Raw genomic sequence first — 18,547 nt, 5'->3', positions numbered from 1 at the left:
TTCGGGGGAAGATCTGATCCCAAAGATTTTAGGTCTTCCCTCCTACCAGCTTTTTTATTTCGTTCAGCTTCATCAAAGCTTCCACTGGCGTGAGCGTATTAATATCCAGTTCCAGAATCTCATCCCTGACCTGCTCCAATACCGGATCGTCCAATTGAAAAAAGCTCAGTTGCACATCTTCACCACGTTTGGCAACGCCATTCCCTTCTTCCCTTCCCTTGTTCCCATGGGTTGATTCCAGATGTTTCAGCATTTCCTCCGCCTTGTTCAAGATGGGTTTGGGCATACCCGCCATCCGTGCTACGTGAATTCCGAAACTATGGGCACTTCCACCTGCAACCAGCTTCCGCAGAAAAAGGATCTTATTGTTTACCTCTTTGACAGAAACATTGTAGTTCCTGATACGCGGAAACAGACCCGCCATATCATTCAACTCGTGGTAGTGGGTGGCAAACATGGTCTTTGCCCTGGCGTGTTTGTTTTCATGAAGATACTCGGTGATAGACCATGCGATGGAAATACCATCATACGTACTCGTACCGCGGCCGATCTCATCAAGAAGAATCAGACTTCGGGGAGACAGGTTATTCAGAATGCTGGAGGTTTCATTCATCTCCACCATGAATGTTGACTCCCCTGAGGAGATATTATCCGATGCACCAACGCGGGTGAATATTTTATCCACCCAACCGATCGTTGCCTGAGTAGCCGGCACAAAACTGCCCATCTGCGCCATGAGCACAATCAATGCCGTTTGCCGGAGGAGTGCCGATTTACCCGCCATATTGGGTCCGGTCACGATAATGATCTGCTGCGATTCCGGATCCAGTAAAACATCGTTGGCTATGTATGATTCCCCCGGAGGCAGCTGTGATTCGATTACCGGATGACGACCGCCACGGATATCAAGCACCTCCCCTTCATCAACAACTGGTCGCGCATAGTTGCCCTTTCTTGCACAGGTTGCGAATGAACACAAACAATCCAGTCTGGCGATAATCTGTGCATTCACCTGCACATGCTTCACATAGGGAACCAATGCTGACACGAGTTCCTGAAAAAGACGGGCTTCCAACGCCAGCATTTTATCTTCCGCACCCAGTATTTTTTCTTCATAGGATTTCAGTTCCTCGGTGATGTATCGCTCCGCATTCACCAGGGTTTGTTTCCTGATCCACTCTGATGGCACCTTATTTTTATGGGCATTGGTAACCTCCAGGTAATAGCCGAAAACATTATTAAATGCCACCTTTAGTGATGGAATGCCGGTTCGCTCCGTTTCCCTTTGCTGAATTTTAAGCAAGTGTTCCTTTCCCGATCCTGCGATACTCCTCAGCTCATCCAGTTCAGGTGAAATTCCTTCTGCGATCACCTTGCCCTTGTTAAGCAAGGCCGGTGGCTCATCAACGAGGGTACCTGCGATCTTTTGAATGGCTTCATCGCACAGGATCATTTGTCCGGCCAGCTCTTTTAGTGCCTTGCATTTCGATTCTGTGCAGGCTTCGCGGACAGGTTCTACGGATTGGAGGGAACGCAACAGTTGCCCCAGCTCTCTCGGGTTGATACGTTGCGCCGCCACTTTGGAGATGAGTCTTTCCAGGTCACCAATCTGTTGTATCTCCCTTTCCAATGTCGCAAATAGGGCATCATTTTCAAGCAACTCTTCTACCACATCATGTCTTGCCCGGATCGCGTTGACATCTTTCAGTGGAAAGGCGATCCACTTGCGCAGCATGCGTGAACCCATCGGGGAAACGGTCTCATCGATCACTTCCCGAAATGTGGTGGCATCCGGATTGGCAGAATGAAACAACTCCAGATTCCGTATCGTGAAGCGGTCCAGCCACACATACCGGTCCTCCTCTATTCTTGAAATCCCGGTAATGTGAGAAACTTTATCGTGTTGTGTTTCGGCTACATAATGAAGACAGGCGCCGGCAGCTACAATTCCGGTATGCAGTTGCTCCACACCAAAGCCCTTAAGCGAATTCGTCTGAAAGTGTTTCAACAGAATATCCTGGGCAAAGTCCTGTGTAAACACCCAGTCTTCCATCGCATACGTAAAATAGCGATCTCCGAATACCTGAACGAACTGTTTCCTGTCGTGCTTAAGATAGATCACCTCACTTGGTGAAAAACCCGTTAATATTTTTTCAGCATGATCATGGTTACCTTGAGTTACCAGAAACTCGCCGGTGGATATATCCAGAAACGCCACCCCTACCTGATCTTTATCGAAATGTACTGCTGCCAGATGATTGTTTGAGCGGGTATCCAGCACCTGATCATTCATGGTCACCCCCGGCGTCACAAGTTCTGTCACACCGCGTTTCACAATGGTTTTGGTCATCTTGGGATCTTCCAGCTGATCGCAAATGGCCACACGGTATCCGGCGCGTACCAGTTTCGGGAGATAGGTGTCAAGTGAATGATGCGGAAAGCCCGCCAATGCGATCTCCGAAGCAGACCCGTTGGCGCGTTTGGTGAGGACAATGCCTAAGATCCCGGCGGCCTTTACAGCATCTTCACCGAAGGTTTCGTAAAAATCACCCACCCTGAACAGCAATAACGCATCCGGGTGTTTCCCTTTGATGGCGTTGTACTGCTGCATCAATGGGGTTTCGGTACTCTTGGTTTTTGATTTGGTCTTTCGCTTTCCTGCTACGGCCATACATCAAACGGATTTACAAACTTCGAATCAACATTAACCTATAAATATAGGGGCTTCGACCTGACAACCCATGATTTCTTATTAACATTCCATCAACACCGGAAGGTTCTTACCTTTACGCCATATGCGAAAGCTTCAAAACAAAGAACTGGGCCGGCTGGATGCTGATCAATTCAGAAAAGCAGACAAGCTTCCCTTGACGATCGTGTTAGACAATATCCGTAGCGCTCATAACGTGGGCTCTGTATTCAGAAGCGCGGATGCCTTTCGCGTTGCTGCTATATACTGTTGCGGTATCACCGCGGTGCCACCGCAAAAAGAATTACTAAAAACCGCATTGGGTGCGACAGACACCGTGACATGGAAATATTTCGGCACGACCGGGGAAGCCATTCACGAATTGAAACAATACAGCACCCGCATTATCGGAATTGAACAAACGGACATCAGCACATCGCTGAATGACTTCCGCATAGATCCAACGACATCCTATGCGATCGTTCTGGGACATGAAGTTAAGGGCGTATCCGCTGATATTCTTTCATTGTGTGATGCCGTTGTAGACATTCCTCAGGCTGGCACCAAGCATTCCCTGAACATTGCCGTTGCTGCAGGCATCGTTTCCTGGGCCTTCTTCAGACAACATTCCCTCGTATCCGAACAGACCCGTTGAGACGTTATCCTCCTCCGCTATAATTGATGGAAACCAAATCCGGTCGGTTCATCAAACAGATTATTGTCTATTAGCGACCGAATCTTAAACAGATTCCACCGAATTCTCATTTCCACCGGATGCATATGGAACTATACCCGTTCTTTGCTTCAGCTACATAAGGAATTTGCATCCGTGTAGTCAAAGAATCTGAAATAACACCCTGTGCATTCAAAAGTGCGGGAATGACATGGGGTGTTAGCACACCGATCGAAGGGATTAGGTTTGATCGGGGCAGAACGGGACATGACCATGTCCCGTTTTTTTTAAGTGTCCGGAAACTTTTTCATTCCCGCCGGATTCTTTGTGTCGCTTTATCAGGCTACGGCTAAAGCAGATCTTTGATCATGCAAACCTTCCGGCACATGAACATTAACGTAATCGTTCATTATAAAACGTACTCCTGACCGGGCAAGTTCTGCAGTCTGTTCAGGAACCAGGCCCCTCTCATTATGAGAGGGGCTTTATCATATCCATCCAATAAAAAAGCCCGCCGCAATGCGACGGGCTTTTATGCCTAATGAAAAACTAACATCTTAGAGCGCCTGGAAACCGGCATCTTCGAAGAACTTATGGAATTCCAGATCTTCCTTCGCCATGGTTTTGAATTTGGCATCAGCCTGGATTGCACTTTTCAGGTTTGAAAGGGTCTCATCTTTGTTACCGTTACGCGCAGCGGCAATGGCTTTCAGGTAATAACCCAATCCTGTTTTGGCATCGTCGGAGCAATCTACCGCTTTTACAGCGCCTGCTGTGTTTCCGCTCAGCAGCTTGGCAAGTCCTGCGTTGAAATCACATGCTTCACCAAGGTATTTGTTGGCTGCTGCATAGTCACCGATGATGATGCTGCAGATACCCAGGTTGTAGCTGGTTTCGGCACCTGGCTTGGATACTGATTTGTAAAGCTCCATGGCTTTGGCTACGTCACCACCTCTGCGGGCAATGATACCCATGTTATTTACAACGGCAGACTCTTCCGCGGCCAATACTTTTGCCTTCTTGAATTCAGTTTCAGCTTCACTCACTTTACCATCAAGTAGCAGGATAGCGCCTACGTTGTTAGGTCCTCTCCAGTCATCCGGATATTTACTTGCGAAAGCCTGATAAATCTGCAGTTTCTTAGCGTTATCGTCGAACAACGTTGCAGCATAAAGAATTTCAGTGTCATTCAGCGTGTCCATTGTAGAGAACACATAGTCCTTCAGTTGGTCTTGAGTAAATTCCTTCTTCTTCACGGAAACGCGAACCTCTGACCTTCTGAGTTGAGGGAAAATCTCTTTCTCCAGCATTTTATAGTTGGAAGACACTTCACGAATTTTCTTGTCACGTGAATTCGGATTGGGATCGTTCTTTACGATATTCATCACCTCACCTTTGGCATCCAGATCGGAGTTGTCGAGCAGTTTTTTGAAACCGTCCCAGTCACCAGCCTTGTTGGATTCTTTGAAGAAATCTTCCTTTGCAGTAGGTGCTACTTTTTTCTTGGCAAGTTGTCCTTTAATGCTTGATGTGGCAGTTGTGGCTCTTTTTTCGGAAAGCTTTTCATTCAAATCCGCGCTACCCTCAGGAGAAGCCCAACCAACGGTGGAAACACTCTGGAAGGTACCTTCTTCTTTTACATACTTGGCCACAAAGTCACGGAAATCATCCATTTGATCACCGTTGAGTTCTGAACTACGAACATTAGAGCTGTTCTTTTGATAGTAAATCTTCGCCAAATGCACAATCGGAGGCATGTTCTCATAATTATGCTGACCGAACATTGGCTTTTCATCGCTCTTCACCAGCAGTGGCGTTACGATTGTACCCTCAGCGATCTTTCTTTCAGGGAAAGACTGGGTTTTACTGCCCATGGCACCGTCGATCTTCAGAACCAGGTCGCAATTCTTCATACCGGCTTCATACTTCACCTGATCGTTGTATGAAAAACTTCCGCCTTCCGCTTTCTTGATCACCTGACCATCGCCATCTGCCTTCTCACCTTTGAGCGTAACAGACTTCAGTTCTTTGGAACCACCGTCTTTGTATTTAAGGACCGGTGTAGCCTTAACGATCACCTTTTTCTGAAAATATTTAGGAGGAATCTTACCATTTATGGCCACTTTCACCGTATCACCGTGCATCTCAAGAGGGTTCGGAGTAACATTGATCGTTACTGAATCTGCCTTCTTGATCATCGTGCCCAAACCTCCACAACCTGCCATCACAGTGGCAAGGGTGAAAGACAAAGCGTATACCAAATGCTTTTTCATCGTGCTTGAGTTATAGTACAAGAATTAGGGTTTTGTTTGGTGCAAGTATAGGCATAGTTTTTTAAAAATAAAACCTTTTTTGCCGGGAAAAGCTACTAATTTTCAGTCATATAGAGGGTGGTCACCGTACCAATTGGGTTGATCAGGTCGGGTAACCGAAAATCAAATCTTATTCACGCCGCCTTCATCCCGGCATTCCGCTAACAAATCCGCAATTGCCTTATTCATAAGGGGATGTCGCTGTTCTGCCGCTATCTCGGCAAGAGGGATCAATGCGAACCGCCGTTCATGCAAACGCGGGTGGGGTACCTGAAGATCCGTTTCGGAAATGACCATCTGCCCAAACAGGAGTATGTCTGCATCCAAAGCCCTCGGCCCCCATCGAACATGATCCTCATTTCGTCCGGCCTTCTGCTCCATCTCCTTCAATTCCTTTAAAACGGCTTGAGGGGAAAGGCTTGTTATCAATTCAACCGCCTGGTTCAGGAACACCGGCTGGTCCTTCAACCCCCACGGTTCAGATTCATAGATGGCTGATGTTTTAGTGATCTGTCCCACGTTTACCTCAACGTGCGCCCTTCCCAACGCCAGGTTTGCGTGACGATCGCCCAGATTACTGCCAAGCAACAAAAAAATCGTTGTCATGAGATTACAATCTCTTTGAAATGGAACGAATCGCATCCGCTTTCCACAGGGCAAAATCACCGGCCAGAATATGCCTGCGGGCTTCTTCCATCAGCCTAAGGTAAAAACGGAGGTTATGCAAACTGGTGATCATGGCACCCAGCATTTCTCCGGATATATGAAGATGGCGTACATAAGACCGGGTATATTGCCGGTCAACAAAAGCATCGCCACCAGGATCCAGAGGTGTATGATCGTTCTTCCATTTTTCATTGCGGATGTTGATCATCCCGTCCATCGTATATATCAAACCATTCCGCGCATTACGGGTAGGCATCACACAGTCAAACATATCAATACCCAATGAAATGCATTCCAGCAAATTCACCGGTGTTCCCACACCCATGAGGTACCTGGGCTTGTGCTCCGGTAATATGCGGCACACCATGTCCGTCATGGCATACATATCTTCATGGGGTTCGCCAACGGATAATCCGCCTATGGCATTACCTGCGCAATCCAATCCGGCAACATATGCTGCGGACTTCTCCCTCAGATCAGGATACACACTGCCTTGCACGATAGGGAAAAGAGATTGCTCATAACCATATCGCGGTTCCGTTTCTGTGAATTGTTTGTAGGAACGATCCAGCCAGCGATGCGTAAGTTCCATCGACTTCTTTGCCTGATCATATTCGCAGGGATATGGTGTACACTCATCAAACGCCATGATGATATCAGCACCAATGGTCCGCTGCACGTCAATGGCATGTTCCGGACTGAAGAAATGCCGGGAGCCGTCTATATGTGATGTAAACGTGGCTCCTTCTTCCTTTATCTTTCTGATCTCCGACAAAGAAAAGACCTGATATCCTCCGCTATCGGTAAGTATGGGGCCTTCCCATCCCATAAACCGGTGCAGACCACCTGCATCGGCAATCACATCCATACCCGGTCTCAGATAGAGGTGGTATGTATTTCCCAATATGATCTGCGCCTGAACATCAGCGCTCAGCTGCTGCTGGTAAAGCCCTTTGACAGTCCCCGCAGTACCAACCGGCATAAATATCGGGGTTGCGATGGATCCATGATCCGTTTCCAGGATCCCGGCTCGTGCGCGGGTTTTAGAATCCGTTATGTCCAGTCTGAACTTCATCATACGGCCGAAATACGGCATTGAGGCGGCCAAAGATAGTCAATTGATGCGCTTTGCATTACTTTTGCAACATGCAGGATCTGTTATCCATGCAACCACATCCCTGGATCATTGTCACATCAGTGGCGGTTGTGTTGCAACTTGTGTATTACCTCCTCTTCTTTTCCCGACTGGCACGCTATGACCAGAACAATGAACAGCCGGCTTCTTCTCCTCAACCGGTATCCGTAATCATATGCGCCCATAATGAAATAACCGCCCTTCAAAAAAACCTCCCGGTAATCCTGTCACAATCCCATCCGCACTATGAAGTGGTCGTGGTTGATGACTGTTCCAACGATGGCACCACCGGTTTCCTGGATCAACTGGCCGCCAATCACCCACGGCTTATGGTAATACACAAAACAGAAGCTGGCGGAAAAGGAAAACGCGCTCCGTTGACCCTTGGAATAACAAAGGCCTCGTATGACCGAATGGTGCTCACCGATGCAGATTGCCGGCCAACGCATGCAGACTGGCTATTACGCATGACCGCCCCATTCGACAATGGCAAGCAGATCGTACTTGGCTTTGGTGCTTATGAGAGAAAAACCGGATGGTTGAATCGTCTGGTACGCTTCGACACCTATTTAACCGCCTTGCAGTATTTTTCATTTCATCTGAGTGGGATGACCTATATGGGTGTGGGTCGCAACCTGGCTTATACCAAGGATGTTTTCAAAAAATCCGGGGGACTGGGATCCGGAGGAAAATTGCTCTCAGGTGATGATGACCTGTTTGTTAACCGGGCAATCAAATATGCGGACGCCGATATACGCCTTCATCCGGACTCGTGGACGATCAGTGCGGCACCGCAAACATTTACAGAATGGATCCATCAAAAACGCCGTCATGTAAGCACCGGACCCTCATATCGTCTCAAACACAAGATGGTGTTGGGCCTCTTCCTTTTTAGCCAGACCTTTTTTTATGTGATGATGATCGGCGGAATGTGCCTTATACCACAAAATGTATTCCAATGGTCACTGATTCTGATGAGATTATTAACAATCGGAGTGTTAAACAATTACTGCCTTAACAAATCGGGGGGACGGGATTTATTTTTATTTTCGCCAGTACTTGACCTGTTCTTCGCATTCTTTTACCCCGTAATTTTTACAATCGGACTCGTTTACAAAACCCGTACATGGAAGACGAATTAGATCATCTGTCAGAAAAAGCCATGCTTGACTACAAGCTGGTCCAGCAAGCCATCCATGATAAAAACCAGCAGGCTTATGCCAAGCTCATGGATCGGTACAGGGATTCTATATATTTCATGCTGCTGAAAATGGTGAATAACAAGGATGATGCGGATGATCTCACCATTGAGGCATTCGGCAAAGCCTTTAAAAACCTGCATCAGTATACACCCAATTACGCCTTCAGTACCTGGCTTTTCAAGATCGCTTCAAACAACTGCATCGATTTCATCCGGAAAAAGAAAAAGAATTTGCTTTCTATTGACCGGCGTTATGAAAATGATGAAGGCGGCGAAATGAGCATCGATCTCAAATCGGAATTTCTGGATCCGGAAGAGAAATTGATGAAAAAGCAAAAGATCAAGGTGATGCGCGAAGTGGTGGAAAAGCTGAAGCCGCGGTATCGCACGCTTGTTGAGCTGCGCTATTTCAAGGAGTATTCCTACGAAGAGATCGCCGACCAGCTGGATATTCCGCTGGGAACAGTCAAAGCCCAGTTGTTCCGGGCCAGGGAATTTCTTTATAACATCATGAAAAACACCGAAGGCAGTATCTGATCCTTCCAGTCCACAAAGGTGAACCTCGTCCGTCACTACTTTCCCCACCTCACTTCCGAACAGATCACGCACCTCGAGGCCCTGGCTCCGTTGTTTCTTTCATGGAACCAGCGCATCAACCTGATCTCCCGAAAGGATGAGGAACATCTTGAAACCAGGCATATCCTGCACTCCCTGTCCATAGCCAGATTTATCACATTCAACCCCGGCGCCACGGTGGCAGACCTGGGAACGGGAGGTGGCTTTCCAGGACTTCCTCTGGCCATCCTTTTTCCGGAAACCCATTTTGTTCTCGTGGATAGTATCGGAAAAAAGATCAGAGCTGTTCAGGCGATGATAGATGAACTGGGATTATCCAATGTGCGGGCCGTCCAATCACGTTTCGAAGACCTCGACATCAAAGCGGATTTCGTTACCTCACGGGCCGTAGCTCCGTTTCAGGATCTGATCAAATGGACACGCAATTCTTTCCAAAAAGAAAACAAGCATGTCATAAAGAATGGGCTGATATGTCTGAAGGGGCGGTCTGACGAAGAAGAAGCACGCTTGCTCAAACGCCCCTACACCCTGGTATCACTGACGGAGTATTTTCAGGAAGATTTTTTCAGTGAAAAAGCACTGATACATATTCCCATCATTTAAGCCGTCTCGAACTGGAGCTTGCTGAGGTGCGCATATAAACCTTCATCATTTCTGATGAGTTCCTCATGCCGACCCGTCTCCACCACTGTTCCATGATCCAGCACGACAATCTTATCGGCGCTTCTGATCGTGGAAAACCTATGGGCAATGATAATGGACGTGCGTCCCTTCATCAGCTTATCGAGCGCATCCTGTACCAATCTCTCCGATTCCGAGTCGAGTGAACTGGTGGCTTCGTCCAGAATAAGAATGGATGGGTCCTTCAATACGGCACGGGCAATGGCAATCCGCTGACGCTGACCGCCTGACAATTGGATACCACGCTCTCCCACAACGGTGTCGAGTCCATCGGGGAATTCTTTGATAAACGCCAGGGCATTGGCCTTATCTGCCGCAGCGATAACCTCTTCCTCCGAAGCATCTTTTTTCCCGTAGGCGATATTTTCACGAATGGTCCCACCGAACAAGAGCACCTCCTGGGGAACAATTCCCATGTTGCTCCTGACCTTATGTAAGGTCATGCTATCAATAGGTTTTCCATCCAACAGGATCTGACCGGAATCTGCATCATAAAAACGAAGCAACAATGCCGTTAACGTAGATTTCCCGGCACCACTGGGTCCAACGAAGGCCACCCTTTCTCCTGCGCGGATATTCAAACTGACATTATTGAGAACCGTAACCTCTTTCCTGCTGGGATATGCGAATGACACATCCTGAAAATCCACATCTCCCTTTAACCGTTCCCCATCAGATGATGGTTGCATCACATCTTCCTGTTCACCCTGCTGTATTTCCCTGAGTCTTTCTGTGGCACCAAGTGCCTGTTGAATCTGTGCATATTGCGCTGCAATGCCACCGGTGGAAGCGCCGACAAAAACCGTATACAACATAAACTGGATCAACAGACCCAGGTTCAGTTCCCCGGATTGTACCATTCTCAGGCCATACCATATCACGACAACAATGGAACCGAACAGACAAAAGATGATGAACGACGAGAATGCACCGCGCCATACCGCACCTTTCATCGCCTTTTTCACAATGCTTCGGGTGCTGTTACTGAAGCGTATCCACTCAAAGACTTCATTGGTATAAGCTTTCACGCTTGCGATGGCCTGAAGGGTCTCATCCAATATGGTATTGGAAACAGCTACCTCCTCCTGTACACTTTTGGATATCTTCCGGATATACCTTCCGAAGAATACAGCCAGTATGGCCATGGGTGGAATCACCATGACCATGATTCCGGTTAGTTTGAGGGAGGTGAAAGCAAGCAAGCCGATGCCACCGACGATGATGATCAGTTGACGGACAAACTCAGCGACATTCGTGGTAAAGGTACCCTGTAATTGGGTGATGTCGGCTGCCACCCGGCTGTTCAGTTCACCAACCCGGGTTTGCGAGAAAAAGGACATGGGCTTGCCCAACAGTTTCCGGTAGGTGTCCTGCCGGAGGTCGGCCAGCATATTTTCGGTAACCTGCACAAACAAATAAACCCGCATAAAGGAGAAAAAGGCCTGGGCTACAAACAGGATCATCAAAACGAGGGCCGCCTTGTCTATGTTTTGCGTCAGGTTTTGCTCCGCAGTACCAACAAGATCTCCCATTAATTTAGGAAAGATAAGCGCCGTTGCACTTGTAAGAACGAGAAACAGCGACCCGATGGCCAAACGCCAGCGGTAGGGTCTTACATAACGGAACAACCATAAACTTTCTTTCCACGACACCCTTGGCGCCTTCGTCTTTCGCTCTTTCATGGCAGCAAAGGTAATGACGGAAGTTTAAGGTTCAAGATTTAAGGTTCAAAGTTCGACACAACCTGCAATGTTAACCCTTAAACCTTGAACTTTAAACTTAATTTTTTTGCACTTAACCAAAAAGGATGTATTTTTGCAGTCCGAAAAAGTTATAACGGTTATGAAACGCACCTTTCAACCCTCAGTCAGGAAACGCAAGAACAAGCATGGTTTCCGCGAACGTATGTCCACTGCCAACGGCAGAAAGGTATTGGCTTCACGCCGTGCAAAGGGCCGCAAGAAATTAACCGTGAGCGACGAAAAGCGTTAATCAACGACTTAACATATATGAAAAGGCTACCATTTGGTGGCCTTTTTCATTTTAGAACTACCGTATCCGGGCCAATCTTCTCCACGCATTACCTGTTTCTTCTGTAAGTAATTCATGGCCTTCATTCACAATCAGGGTTCTGCCGTAGGCACCCATTTCTTTGGCCCACGGCGTACCCAGATGGGCCGGAATAATGCGATCGTGTTTTCCGAATATAAACCAGCAGGGAATGCAGCGCGCCATGATATTCCTGATGGCCCGTTTGCGATCCGGTTGCATTTGGCGTAGTGTCCACCACACGTCATACACGAATTGCCTGCGCTCCCGTGTATCCATATGCAGTTTCACGAACTTACGCAAAGGGCGTTTCAACAAACCCACGCTACCCAGAAGCGATGAAAGGCCAAACAACCAGCCGGGATACCGGATGGTGAACCTGAACAACATACGCCCCACCGTGGTATTGGTCGCCCACTTATTCCACACGGCAGGTCTGAGCCCATCCGGCGCGATCAACACCAACTCGGTGCACCGCCCATCCAGGTAGGGCAGTGCGGACAACACCACCCGGCCTCCGATGCTATACCCGATAACCCCGAAGGAATTCAACTTTTCGCGATCCGCAATCTCATGCACCCAATCTGCAATGTCTTTCGGCATCAGATCATGACCTTCGGTAATCTCGGTTGGCCCCTGACATGGCAATTCAAAAGCGATGATCCGATGATCCTCCCCCATTCCTTTCCAAAGTGATTCGTAATCCGAAGCCGGGCGACCATAACCGGGAAATGCAAAAAACACCCGACTGCCTTTTCCAAATGAAAGTCCGTGCACCCGGGAATGTTTCAATTCAATCTTAATCTTTTCAAATACGGGTGATTCCATACCAATGGCTTCGGGAAATTTCGGAATGTTCATAAAAGAATCGCGTTGCACACCACATTTTTCAGGCAAAAAATGTACTTTCGCCCCCGATTTTCGGGAAGCTAATATACGCTGAAATCTCTCATACTATGCCCAAGGATACTTCCATTAAATCGGTACTTATCATAGGAAGCGGCCCCATCATCATCGGACAGGCCTGCGAATTCGACTATTCGGGATCTCAGGCCGCAAGGTCACTCAAAGAAGAGGGCATTGAGGTCTCCCTTATCAATTCAAACCCGGCCACCATCATGACCGATCCGGTCACGGCGGATCATATTTACCTGCGTCCACTGGAAGTGGCATCCATAGAAGAGATACTGAAGGAACGTCACATAGATGCGGTATTGCCTACGATGGGTGGACAAACAGCATTGAATCTCTGCAAGGAAGCGGCCGAGACCGGTCTTTGGGAAAAATACAACGTGAAGATCATCGGTGTTGATATCGATGCCATAGAAACGACCGAGAACCGCGAGGCCTTCAGGAAACTGATGGTAGAGATCGGCGTAGGTGTGGCTCCCTCACAGATCGCAACATCCTTCCTTGAAGGAAAAGAGATTGCACAAAAACTGGGATTCCCCCTGGTGATACGTCCCTCCTATACCCTTGGTGGTACCGGCGGCGCGTTCGTACATCAAAAGGAAGATTATGATAAACTCCTGAACCGTGGTCTGCATGCTTCCCCCATCCATGAAGTCCTGATTGAAAGAGCGGTTTTGGGCTGGAAAGAATATGAGCTGGAGCTGCTTCGCGACAGCAACGACAATGTGGTGATCATCTGTTCCATTGAGAACATGGACCCCATGGGTATTCACACCGGAGACTCCATCACCGTTGCCCCGGCAATGACCCTTTCCGACCGCACATACCAGCGTATGCGGGACATGGCCATCAAGATGATGCGTGCCATCGGTGACTTTGCAGGCGGCTGCAATGTACAGTTCGCAGTGAATCCTGAGAATGATCATATCATTGCCATCGAGATCAATCCACGGGTATCCCGCTCTTCTGCCCTGGCCTCGAAAGCCACCGGGTACCCGATTGCAAAGATTGCAGCCAAGCTGGCCATCGGTTATAACCTGGATGAACTCCAAAACCAGATCACCAAAAACACATCTGCATTCTTTGAGCCCACCCTGGACTATGTAATCGTAAAGGTGCCGCGCTGGAACTTTGATAAATTCCAGGGAAGCAACAGGGAACTGGGACTGCAAATGAAATCGGTGGGTGAGGTCATGGCCATCGGTCGCAGTTTTATTGAAGCCCTTCAGAAGGCCTGTCAATCCCTTGAGATGAGCAGGCTCGGATTGGGTGCCGATGGAAAAGACTGGGTAAAAGTACAGGATGTGGTGGAAAGTCTGGAGCGTCCGTCCTGGGATCGCCTCTTTCACCTGAAGGATGCCTTTGGTTTCGGCCTGCCGATCAAAACGATGGTGAAGCACACCCGTATGGATCGCTGGTTCCTGCTTCAGATACAACAGCTGGTCAAGATCGAACAAGAAATCCGCCGTTATTCCCTTGAGAATATTCCGCGTGAGTTCATGATGGATATCAAGCAGAAGGGCTACTCCGATGCACAGATCGCCCACCTGTTGGGTAATGTTTCGGAAGATGAGGTCTATGAACACCGGAAGAAACTCGGGGTACGCCGGGTTTACAAAATGGTGGATACCTGTGCCGCTGAGTTTGCAGCGCAAACACCTTATTATTATTCCACATTTGAGAACAATGTGAATGATCAGGCAGAGAACGAATCCATCGTCAGCGACAAGAAGAAAGTGATCGTGCTGGGTTCCGGACCTAACCGGATCGGGCAAGGCATTGAGTTCGACTATTGCTGTGTGCATGGTATTCTTGCTGCACGCGAGGCAGGATATGAGGCCATCATGGTGAACTGTAACCCCGAAACGGTCTCAACCGACTTCGACATCGCGGACAAGCTTTATTTCGAGCCGGTTTTCTGGGAACACATTTACGAGATCATAGAGTATGAGAAACCGGAAGGCGTTATTGTACAGCTGGGTGGTCAAACCGCTTTGAAGCTGGCAGAGCGCCTGCATGAAAAGGGCATCAAGATCATCGGCACCTCATTTGACGACATGGATCTGGCGGAAGACCGCGGTCGCTTCTCAGATCTCCTGAAAGAGCTGGACATCCCTTATCCGAAATATGGTGTGGCACTTACTGCCGAGGAAGCCATTCAGGTGGCCAATGAAGTAGAGTACCCCGTACTTGTGCGCCCATCTTATGTATTGGGCGGACAAGGCATGAGCATCGTGATCAATGATGATGAATTGGAAGACAAGGTGATCCGTCTGCTCAAAAGCATTCCGGGTAATCGGGTTCTTATCGACCATTTCCTGGACAGGGCGGAAGAAGCGGAAGTTGACCTGATCTGTGACGGTGAAGATATTTGCATCATCGGTATGATGGAACACATTGAACCTGCAGGAATTCACTCCGGGGATTCATTTGCCGTCCTGCCCCCTTTCAGTCTGAGCGAAAAAACGAAGGCGCTGATGGAGGAACATGCGCGTAAACTGGCATTGGCATTGAACATACGCGGACTGCTGAATATCCAGTTTGCCGTGAAAGATGAGAACGTATACGTTATTGAAGCCAATCCCCGTGGGTCCCGTACCGTACCTTTCATCGCCAAATCTTATGGCGTACCCTATGTTAACATGGCCACCAAGGTGATGCTGGGAACACACAAGCTGAAGGATTTTGATATCCAGCCCAAACTCGAGGGCTATGCGATTAAGGAACCGGTGTTCTCATTCGATAAATTCCCGAATGTAAACAAAGAACTCGGCCCCGAGATGAAGGCAACCGGAGAAGCGATCCGGTTCATCAAAGACTTGAAAGATCCTTACTTCCGGCATCTTTACAACGAAAAATCGATGTACCTCAGCCGCTAGGTAGCTGGATATCCGGGAAGAATCTTTGTACCTTCGCTTTCAATAAGTAAAGCCAAGTATTACACGATGCGAAATATTCTCATCCTGGTAGCCATCTACCTTGTTTACCGGATCATTGCAAATTCATTGCGGCGAAGACAAACAAATCCTGCCGATACCATTTCCACTCCACCACCCGGACAAGCCAATCGGACTGAAAAATACAGTAACAAAGGAGAGTATGTGGATTACGAGGAAGTTGAGTAATTGTGTTAACCTCCCGTACACTTTTTCCTGAAATACCGTTGGCTGCCCGTTCGTAAGGGTTTCTTATCTTCACCCAAACTTTTTGGCCCCATGAACATGAGGAAATTTGCCCCACACATTATTGCGGTTATTGTATTTCTGCTCATCAGTATCATACAATTTGCACCCCTGCTTAAGGGGAAAGCGTTATATCAGGGTGACATTGCGCATTTCAAAGGAATGTCCAAAGAGATTGCGGATTACAGGGAAGCTACAGGCGAAGAGCCATTATGGACCAACAACATGTTTGGTGGTATGCCTGCATACCAGATCTCGGTTATCTATACAGGCAATCTGATGCGCTGGATAGATAAGGTTTTATACCTTGGACTGCCTAGTCCGATGCGGTATTTATTCCTATACTTCGTCGGGTTTTATATTCTTCTGCTCTGTTTGCGTGTAAATCCCTGGTTAAGTTTAGCCGGTGCCCTCGCCTTTGCGTTATCCTCCTATAACTTTATCATCATTGAGGCTGGCCATAACAGCAAAGCCCACGCCATTGCCTACATGGCTCCTGTGGTAGGTGGCGTCCTGCTTATCTTCAGAAATAGACTATTCTCAGGATTTATTTTAACGACTGCCTTTCTCTCCCTGCAGATCATGGCCAATCACCCCCAGATAACCTATTACCTGGCGCTTTGCCTTCTTGTTCTGGGGATCATCAAAGGGGTTGAGGCGATACGACAGAAAACCCTGCCTGCATTTGCCAAACAAGCAGGCATTTTGGTCGCCGCAGCCATACTGGCATTGGGTACCAACATCGCCAGTTTGTGGGCCACCCTCGAATACGGTAAGTATACCACCAGGGGACCTTCGGAGCTGACCATAGGAAAACACGATGAACGTACATCCGGGCTGGACAAGGACTATGCCATGGCCTGGAGTTACGGAATACCGGAAACCATGACCCTCCTCATCCCCAATTTCATGGGAGGATCGTCATCAGGAGAACTGGGCACCTCTTCTGAGATGTATAAATTTCTGCAACAAGCCAATGTTCCGAATGCCAAAGAAATGATCAAACGTCTTCCGATGTATTGGGGAGATCAATCCTTTACAAGCGGACCGGTTTATGCAGGTGCCATGGTGATCTTCCTTTTCGTACTGGGACTGCTTATCCTCAAAGGACCGATAAGATGGTGGTTATTATCAGCAACCATCCTATCCATCTTACTTGCATGGGGAAAAAACTTCTACGGATTCTCCGAATTCTTTCTGGATTACTTTCCCGGCTATAATAAATTCAGAGCGGTGTCCATGACTTTGGTCATTGCCAGCTTAACCTTGCCGCTGCTGGCATTCCTTACCCTTCATCACTTGTTTAAAGAACAACCGGACCCTGTTCTTTTCAGAAAAAAATTAATGCGTGCACTGTACATCACCGGCGGAGTTACCCTTGTGGTTGCTGCCATGGGTCCGTCATTTTTTGATTTTCACGGACTGAGTGATGATCAACTGAAGGCATCGGGATGGCCGTTGGATGCATTGATCAAAGACAGAAAGTCTATGATGCGGATGGATGCCCTGAGATCGTTGTTTTTTATTTTACTAACTGCCGGAATTCTATTCTACACCTTCATTAAGACAAAGCTGACGCATCGCAACGCGGCCATCTTGCTTGCGCTTGTGGTCGTTATTGATCTTTGGCCGGTAGGCAGAAGGTATCTCAACAATGATGATTTTGTGGCCAAACAGGAAATGAAACAACCCTATCAGGCAAGCCAGGCCAACCTTCAGATTCTGCAGGACAAAGATCCGAACTTCAGGGTTTACAATGTAACCCGGCGATTGGACCAGGACAGTGAAACCTCCTATTTTCACAAATCCCTCGGCGGATATCATGGTGCAAAATTAAAACGGTATCAGGAGTTGATCGACTTTCAGATCAGCCAGGGGAATATGAATGTGATCAATATGTTGAACACAAAATACTTCATTGTTCCCACCCCGGATAAAAAAGGAGTGATGGCCGAATCCAATCCAAGTGCATTAGGCAATGCATGGTTCGTGGATGACTACCGGCTGGTGGCCAATGCGGATTCAGAAATGACAGCGCTTTCCAATTTCGACCCTTCCACCCTGGCGATTGTGGACCAACGGTTCAAGGATCAACTGTCAGGGTTTGCACCTGGTAAAGACCCGGGAGCCACTATTTCCCTGACCAGTTACAAGCCCAACGAATTGATCTACGCAAGCCATTCAACCAAAGAACAACTGGCCGTATTCAGTGAGATATACTATGCAGAAGGGTGGAATGCCTATGTGGATGGTCAACTTTCGCCTCACTTCAGAGCTAATTATGTCCTGCGTTCCATGAGGGTTCCTGCAGGAGATCATACGGTTGCTTTCCGCTTCGAGCCACGGGTTTATCCGGTAGGAGAAAGTATTTCACTGGCCTGTTCCGGTCTTTTACTTCTCCTCTGCGTCGGCTACGGCTGGAAAACACTGGGTCATTCCCGGAAAGAGGAACCAGCGACGGAGGCCTAATA

General features: G+C 48.1%; 14 protein-coding genes. 8 read left to right on the top strand and 6 right to left on the bottom strand.

Annotated features, from left to right (window positions below; genetic code table 11):
• Positions 1-28 precede the first annotated feature (28 nt).
• Complete coding sequence (gene mutS, locus KDD36_01655) at positions 29-2,671, bottom strand: DNA mismatch repair protein MutS (protein ID MCB0395326.1); 2,643 nt, start codon at positions 2,669-2,671, stop codon at positions 29-31.
• Between the two features lie 124 nt (positions 2,672-2,795).
• Here mutS and KDD36_01650 point away from each other — a divergent pair, with 124 nt between their 5' ends.
• Positions 2,796-3,344 carry an RNA methyltransferase gene (locus tag KDD36_01650; protein MCB0395325.1) on the top strand — a complete coding sequence of 183 codons (549 nt, stop codon included), beginning with the start codon at positions 2,796-2,798 and terminating at the stop codon, positions 3,342-3,344.
• Positions 3,345-3,919: 575 nt separating this feature from the next.
• On the opposite strand, the gene KDD36_01645 is transcribed toward KDD36_01650, so the two are convergent.
• From KDD36_01645 to tgt, 3 genes are all read right to left on the bottom strand, one after another.
• The gene (locus KDD36_01645; GenBank protein MCB0395324.1) at positions 3,920-5,635 is read right to left on the bottom strand and encodes a hypothetical protein; all 1,716 of its coding nucleotides are present in this window, start codon (positions 5,633-5,635) and stop codon (positions 3,920-3,922) included.
• 162 nt (positions 5,636-5,797) lie between these two features.
• Complete coding sequence (gene folK, locus KDD36_01640; protein ID MCB0395323.1) at positions 5,798-6,280, bottom strand: 2-amino-4-hydroxy-6-hydroxymethyldihydropteridine diphosphokinase; 483 nt, start codon at positions 6,278-6,280, stop codon at positions 5,798-5,800.
• A 4-nt stretch (positions 6,281-6,284) separates the two neighbouring features.
• The gene (gene tgt, locus KDD36_01635; GenBank protein ID MCB0395322.1) at positions 6,285-7,415 is read right to left on the bottom strand and encodes a tRNA guanosine(34) transglycosylase Tgt; all 1,131 of its coding nucleotides are present in this window, start codon (positions 7,413-7,415) and stop codon (positions 6,285-6,287) included.
• 71 nt (positions 7,416-7,486) lie between these two features.
• Here tgt and KDD36_01630 point away from each other — a divergent pair, with 71 nt between their 5' ends.
• Genes KDD36_01630 through rsmG form a run of 3 tightly spaced genes read left to right on the top strand, consistent with a single transcriptional unit; the run spans position 7,487 to position 9,855 of the window.
• The gene (locus tag KDD36_01630; GenBank protein MCB0395321.1) at positions 7,487-8,617 is read left to right on the top strand and encodes a glycosyltransferase; all 1,131 of its coding nucleotides are present in this window, start codon (positions 7,487-7,489) and stop codon (positions 8,615-8,617) included.
• Positions 8,602-9,213: a sigma-70 family RNA polymerase sigma factor gene (locus tag KDD36_01625; protein ID MCB0395320.1), complete on the top strand. Its 612-nt coding sequence runs from the start codon at positions 8,602-8,604 to the stop codon at positions 9,211-9,213. Before KDD36_01630 ends, KDD36_01625 begins: the two co-directional genes overlap by 16 nt.
• An 18-nt stretch (positions 9,214-9,231) precedes the next feature.
• Positions 9,232-9,855 (top strand): 16S rRNA (guanine(527)-N(7))-methyltransferase RsmG, encoded by a 624-nt coding sequence (gene rsmG / locus KDD36_01620; GenBank protein MCB0395319.1) that lies wholly within the window; start codon positions 9,232-9,234, stop codon positions 9,853-9,855.
• Here rsmG and KDD36_01615 read toward each other — a convergent pair.
• Positions 9,852-11,615, bottom strand: coding sequence for an ATP-binding cassette domain-containing protein (locus tag KDD36_01615; protein ID MCB0395318.1), 1,764 nt, complete (start codon positions 11,613-11,615; stop codon positions 9,852-9,854). The genes rsmG and KDD36_01615 overlap by 4 nt on opposite strands.
• Before the next feature lie 160 nt (positions 11,616-11,775).
• On the opposite strand from KDD36_01615, the gene rpmH reads away from it, so the two are divergent.
• On the top strand, positions 11,776-11,925 hold the full coding sequence (gene rpmH / locus KDD36_01610) for a 50S ribosomal protein L34 (GenBank protein ID MCB0395317.1): 150 nt from the start codon (positions 11,776-11,778) through the stop codon (positions 11,923-11,925).
• Between the two features lie 57 nt (positions 11,926-11,982).
• On the opposite strand, the gene KDD36_01605 is transcribed toward rpmH, so the two are convergent.
• Positions 11,983-12,843 (bottom strand): alpha/beta hydrolase, encoded by an 861-nt coding sequence (locus KDD36_01605; protein MCB0395316.1) that lies wholly within the window; start codon positions 12,841-12,843, stop codon positions 11,983-11,985.
• Positions 12,844-12,938: 95 nt separating this feature from the next.
• Between KDD36_01605 and carB the strand changes: the two genes are divergently transcribed.
• The 3 genes from carB (at position 12,939) to KDD36_01590 (ending at position 18,545) form a co-directional block, all read left to right on the top strand.
• Positions 12,939-15,773 (top strand): carbamoyl-phosphate synthase large subunit, encoded by a 2,835-nt coding sequence (carB, locus tag KDD36_01600; GenBank protein MCB0395315.1) that lies wholly within the window; start codon positions 12,939-12,941, stop codon positions 15,771-15,773.
• 66 nt (positions 15,774-15,839) lie between these two features.
• On the top strand, positions 15,840-16,019 hold the full coding sequence (locus tag KDD36_01595) for a hypothetical protein (GenBank protein ID MCB0395314.1): 180 nt from the start codon (positions 15,840-15,842) through the stop codon (positions 16,017-16,019).
• Between the two features lie 90 nt (positions 16,020-16,109).
• Positions 16,110-18,545, top strand: coding sequence for a hypothetical protein (locus KDD36_01590; protein MCB0395313.1), 2,436 nt, complete (start codon positions 16,110-16,112; stop codon positions 18,543-18,545).
• The last annotated feature ends 2 nt before the right edge of the window (positions 18,546-18,547 follow it).

The organism is Flavobacteriales bacterium (assembly GCA_020435415.1).
In the GTDB taxonomy this organism is placed as follows: Bacteria; Bacteroidota; Bacteroidia; order JACJYZ01; family JACJYZ01; genus JACJYZ01.
The sequence above is the reverse complement of the archived record's forward strand: the minus strand, read 5'-3'. Positions and strand labels throughout refer to the sequence as shown.

Excerpts from the sequence above, each read along its gene's own strand:
- mutS (MCB0395326.1), bottom strand. The coding sequence starts at position 2,671 with ATGGCCGTAGCAGGAAAGCGAAAGACCAAATCAAAAACCAAGAGTACC.
- KDD36_01650 (MCB0395325.1), top strand. The coding sequence starts at position 2,796 with ATGCGAAAGCTTCAAAACAAAGAACTGGGCCGGCTGGATGCTGATCAA.
- KDD36_01645 (MCB0395324.1), bottom strand. The coding sequence starts at position 5,635 with ATGAAAAAGCATTTGGTATACGCTTTGTCTTTCACCCTTGCCACTGTG.
- folK (MCB0395323.1), bottom strand. The coding sequence starts at position 6,280 with ATGACAACGATTTTTTTGTTGCTTGGCAGTAATCTGGGCGATCGTCAC.
- tgt (MCB0395322.1), bottom strand. The coding sequence starts at position 7,415 with ATGAAGTTCAGACTGGACATAACGGATTCTAAAACCCGCGCACGAGCC.
- KDD36_01630 (MCB0395321.1), top strand. The coding sequence starts at position 7,487 with ATGCAGGATCTGTTATCCATGCAACCACATCCCTGGATCATTGTCACA.
- KDD36_01625 (MCB0395320.1), top strand. The coding sequence starts at position 8,602 with ATGGAAGACGAATTAGATCATCTGTCAGAAAAAGCCATGCTTGACTAC.
- KDD36_01615 (MCB0395318.1), bottom strand. The coding sequence starts at position 11,615 with ATGAAAGAGCGAAAGACGAAGGCGCCAAGGGTGTCGTGGAAAGAAAGT.
- rpmH (MCB0395317.1), top strand. The coding sequence starts at position 11,776 with ATGAAACGCACCTTTCAACCCTCAGTCAGGAAACGCAAGAACAAGCAT.
- KDD36_01605 (MCB0395316.1), bottom strand. The coding sequence starts at position 12,843 with ATGAACATTCCGAAATTTCCCGAAGCCATTGGTATGGAATCACCCGTA.
- carB (MCB0395315.1), top strand. The coding sequence starts at position 12,939 with ATGCCCAAGGATACTTCCATTAAATCGGTACTTATCATAGGAAGCGGC.
- KDD36_01595 (MCB0395314.1), top strand. The coding sequence starts at position 15,840 with ATGCGAAATATTCTCATCCTGGTAGCCATCTACCTTGTTTACCGGATC.
- KDD36_01590 (MCB0395313.1), top strand. The coding sequence starts at position 16,110 with ATGAACATGAGGAAATTTGCCCCACACATTATTGCGGTTATTGTATTT.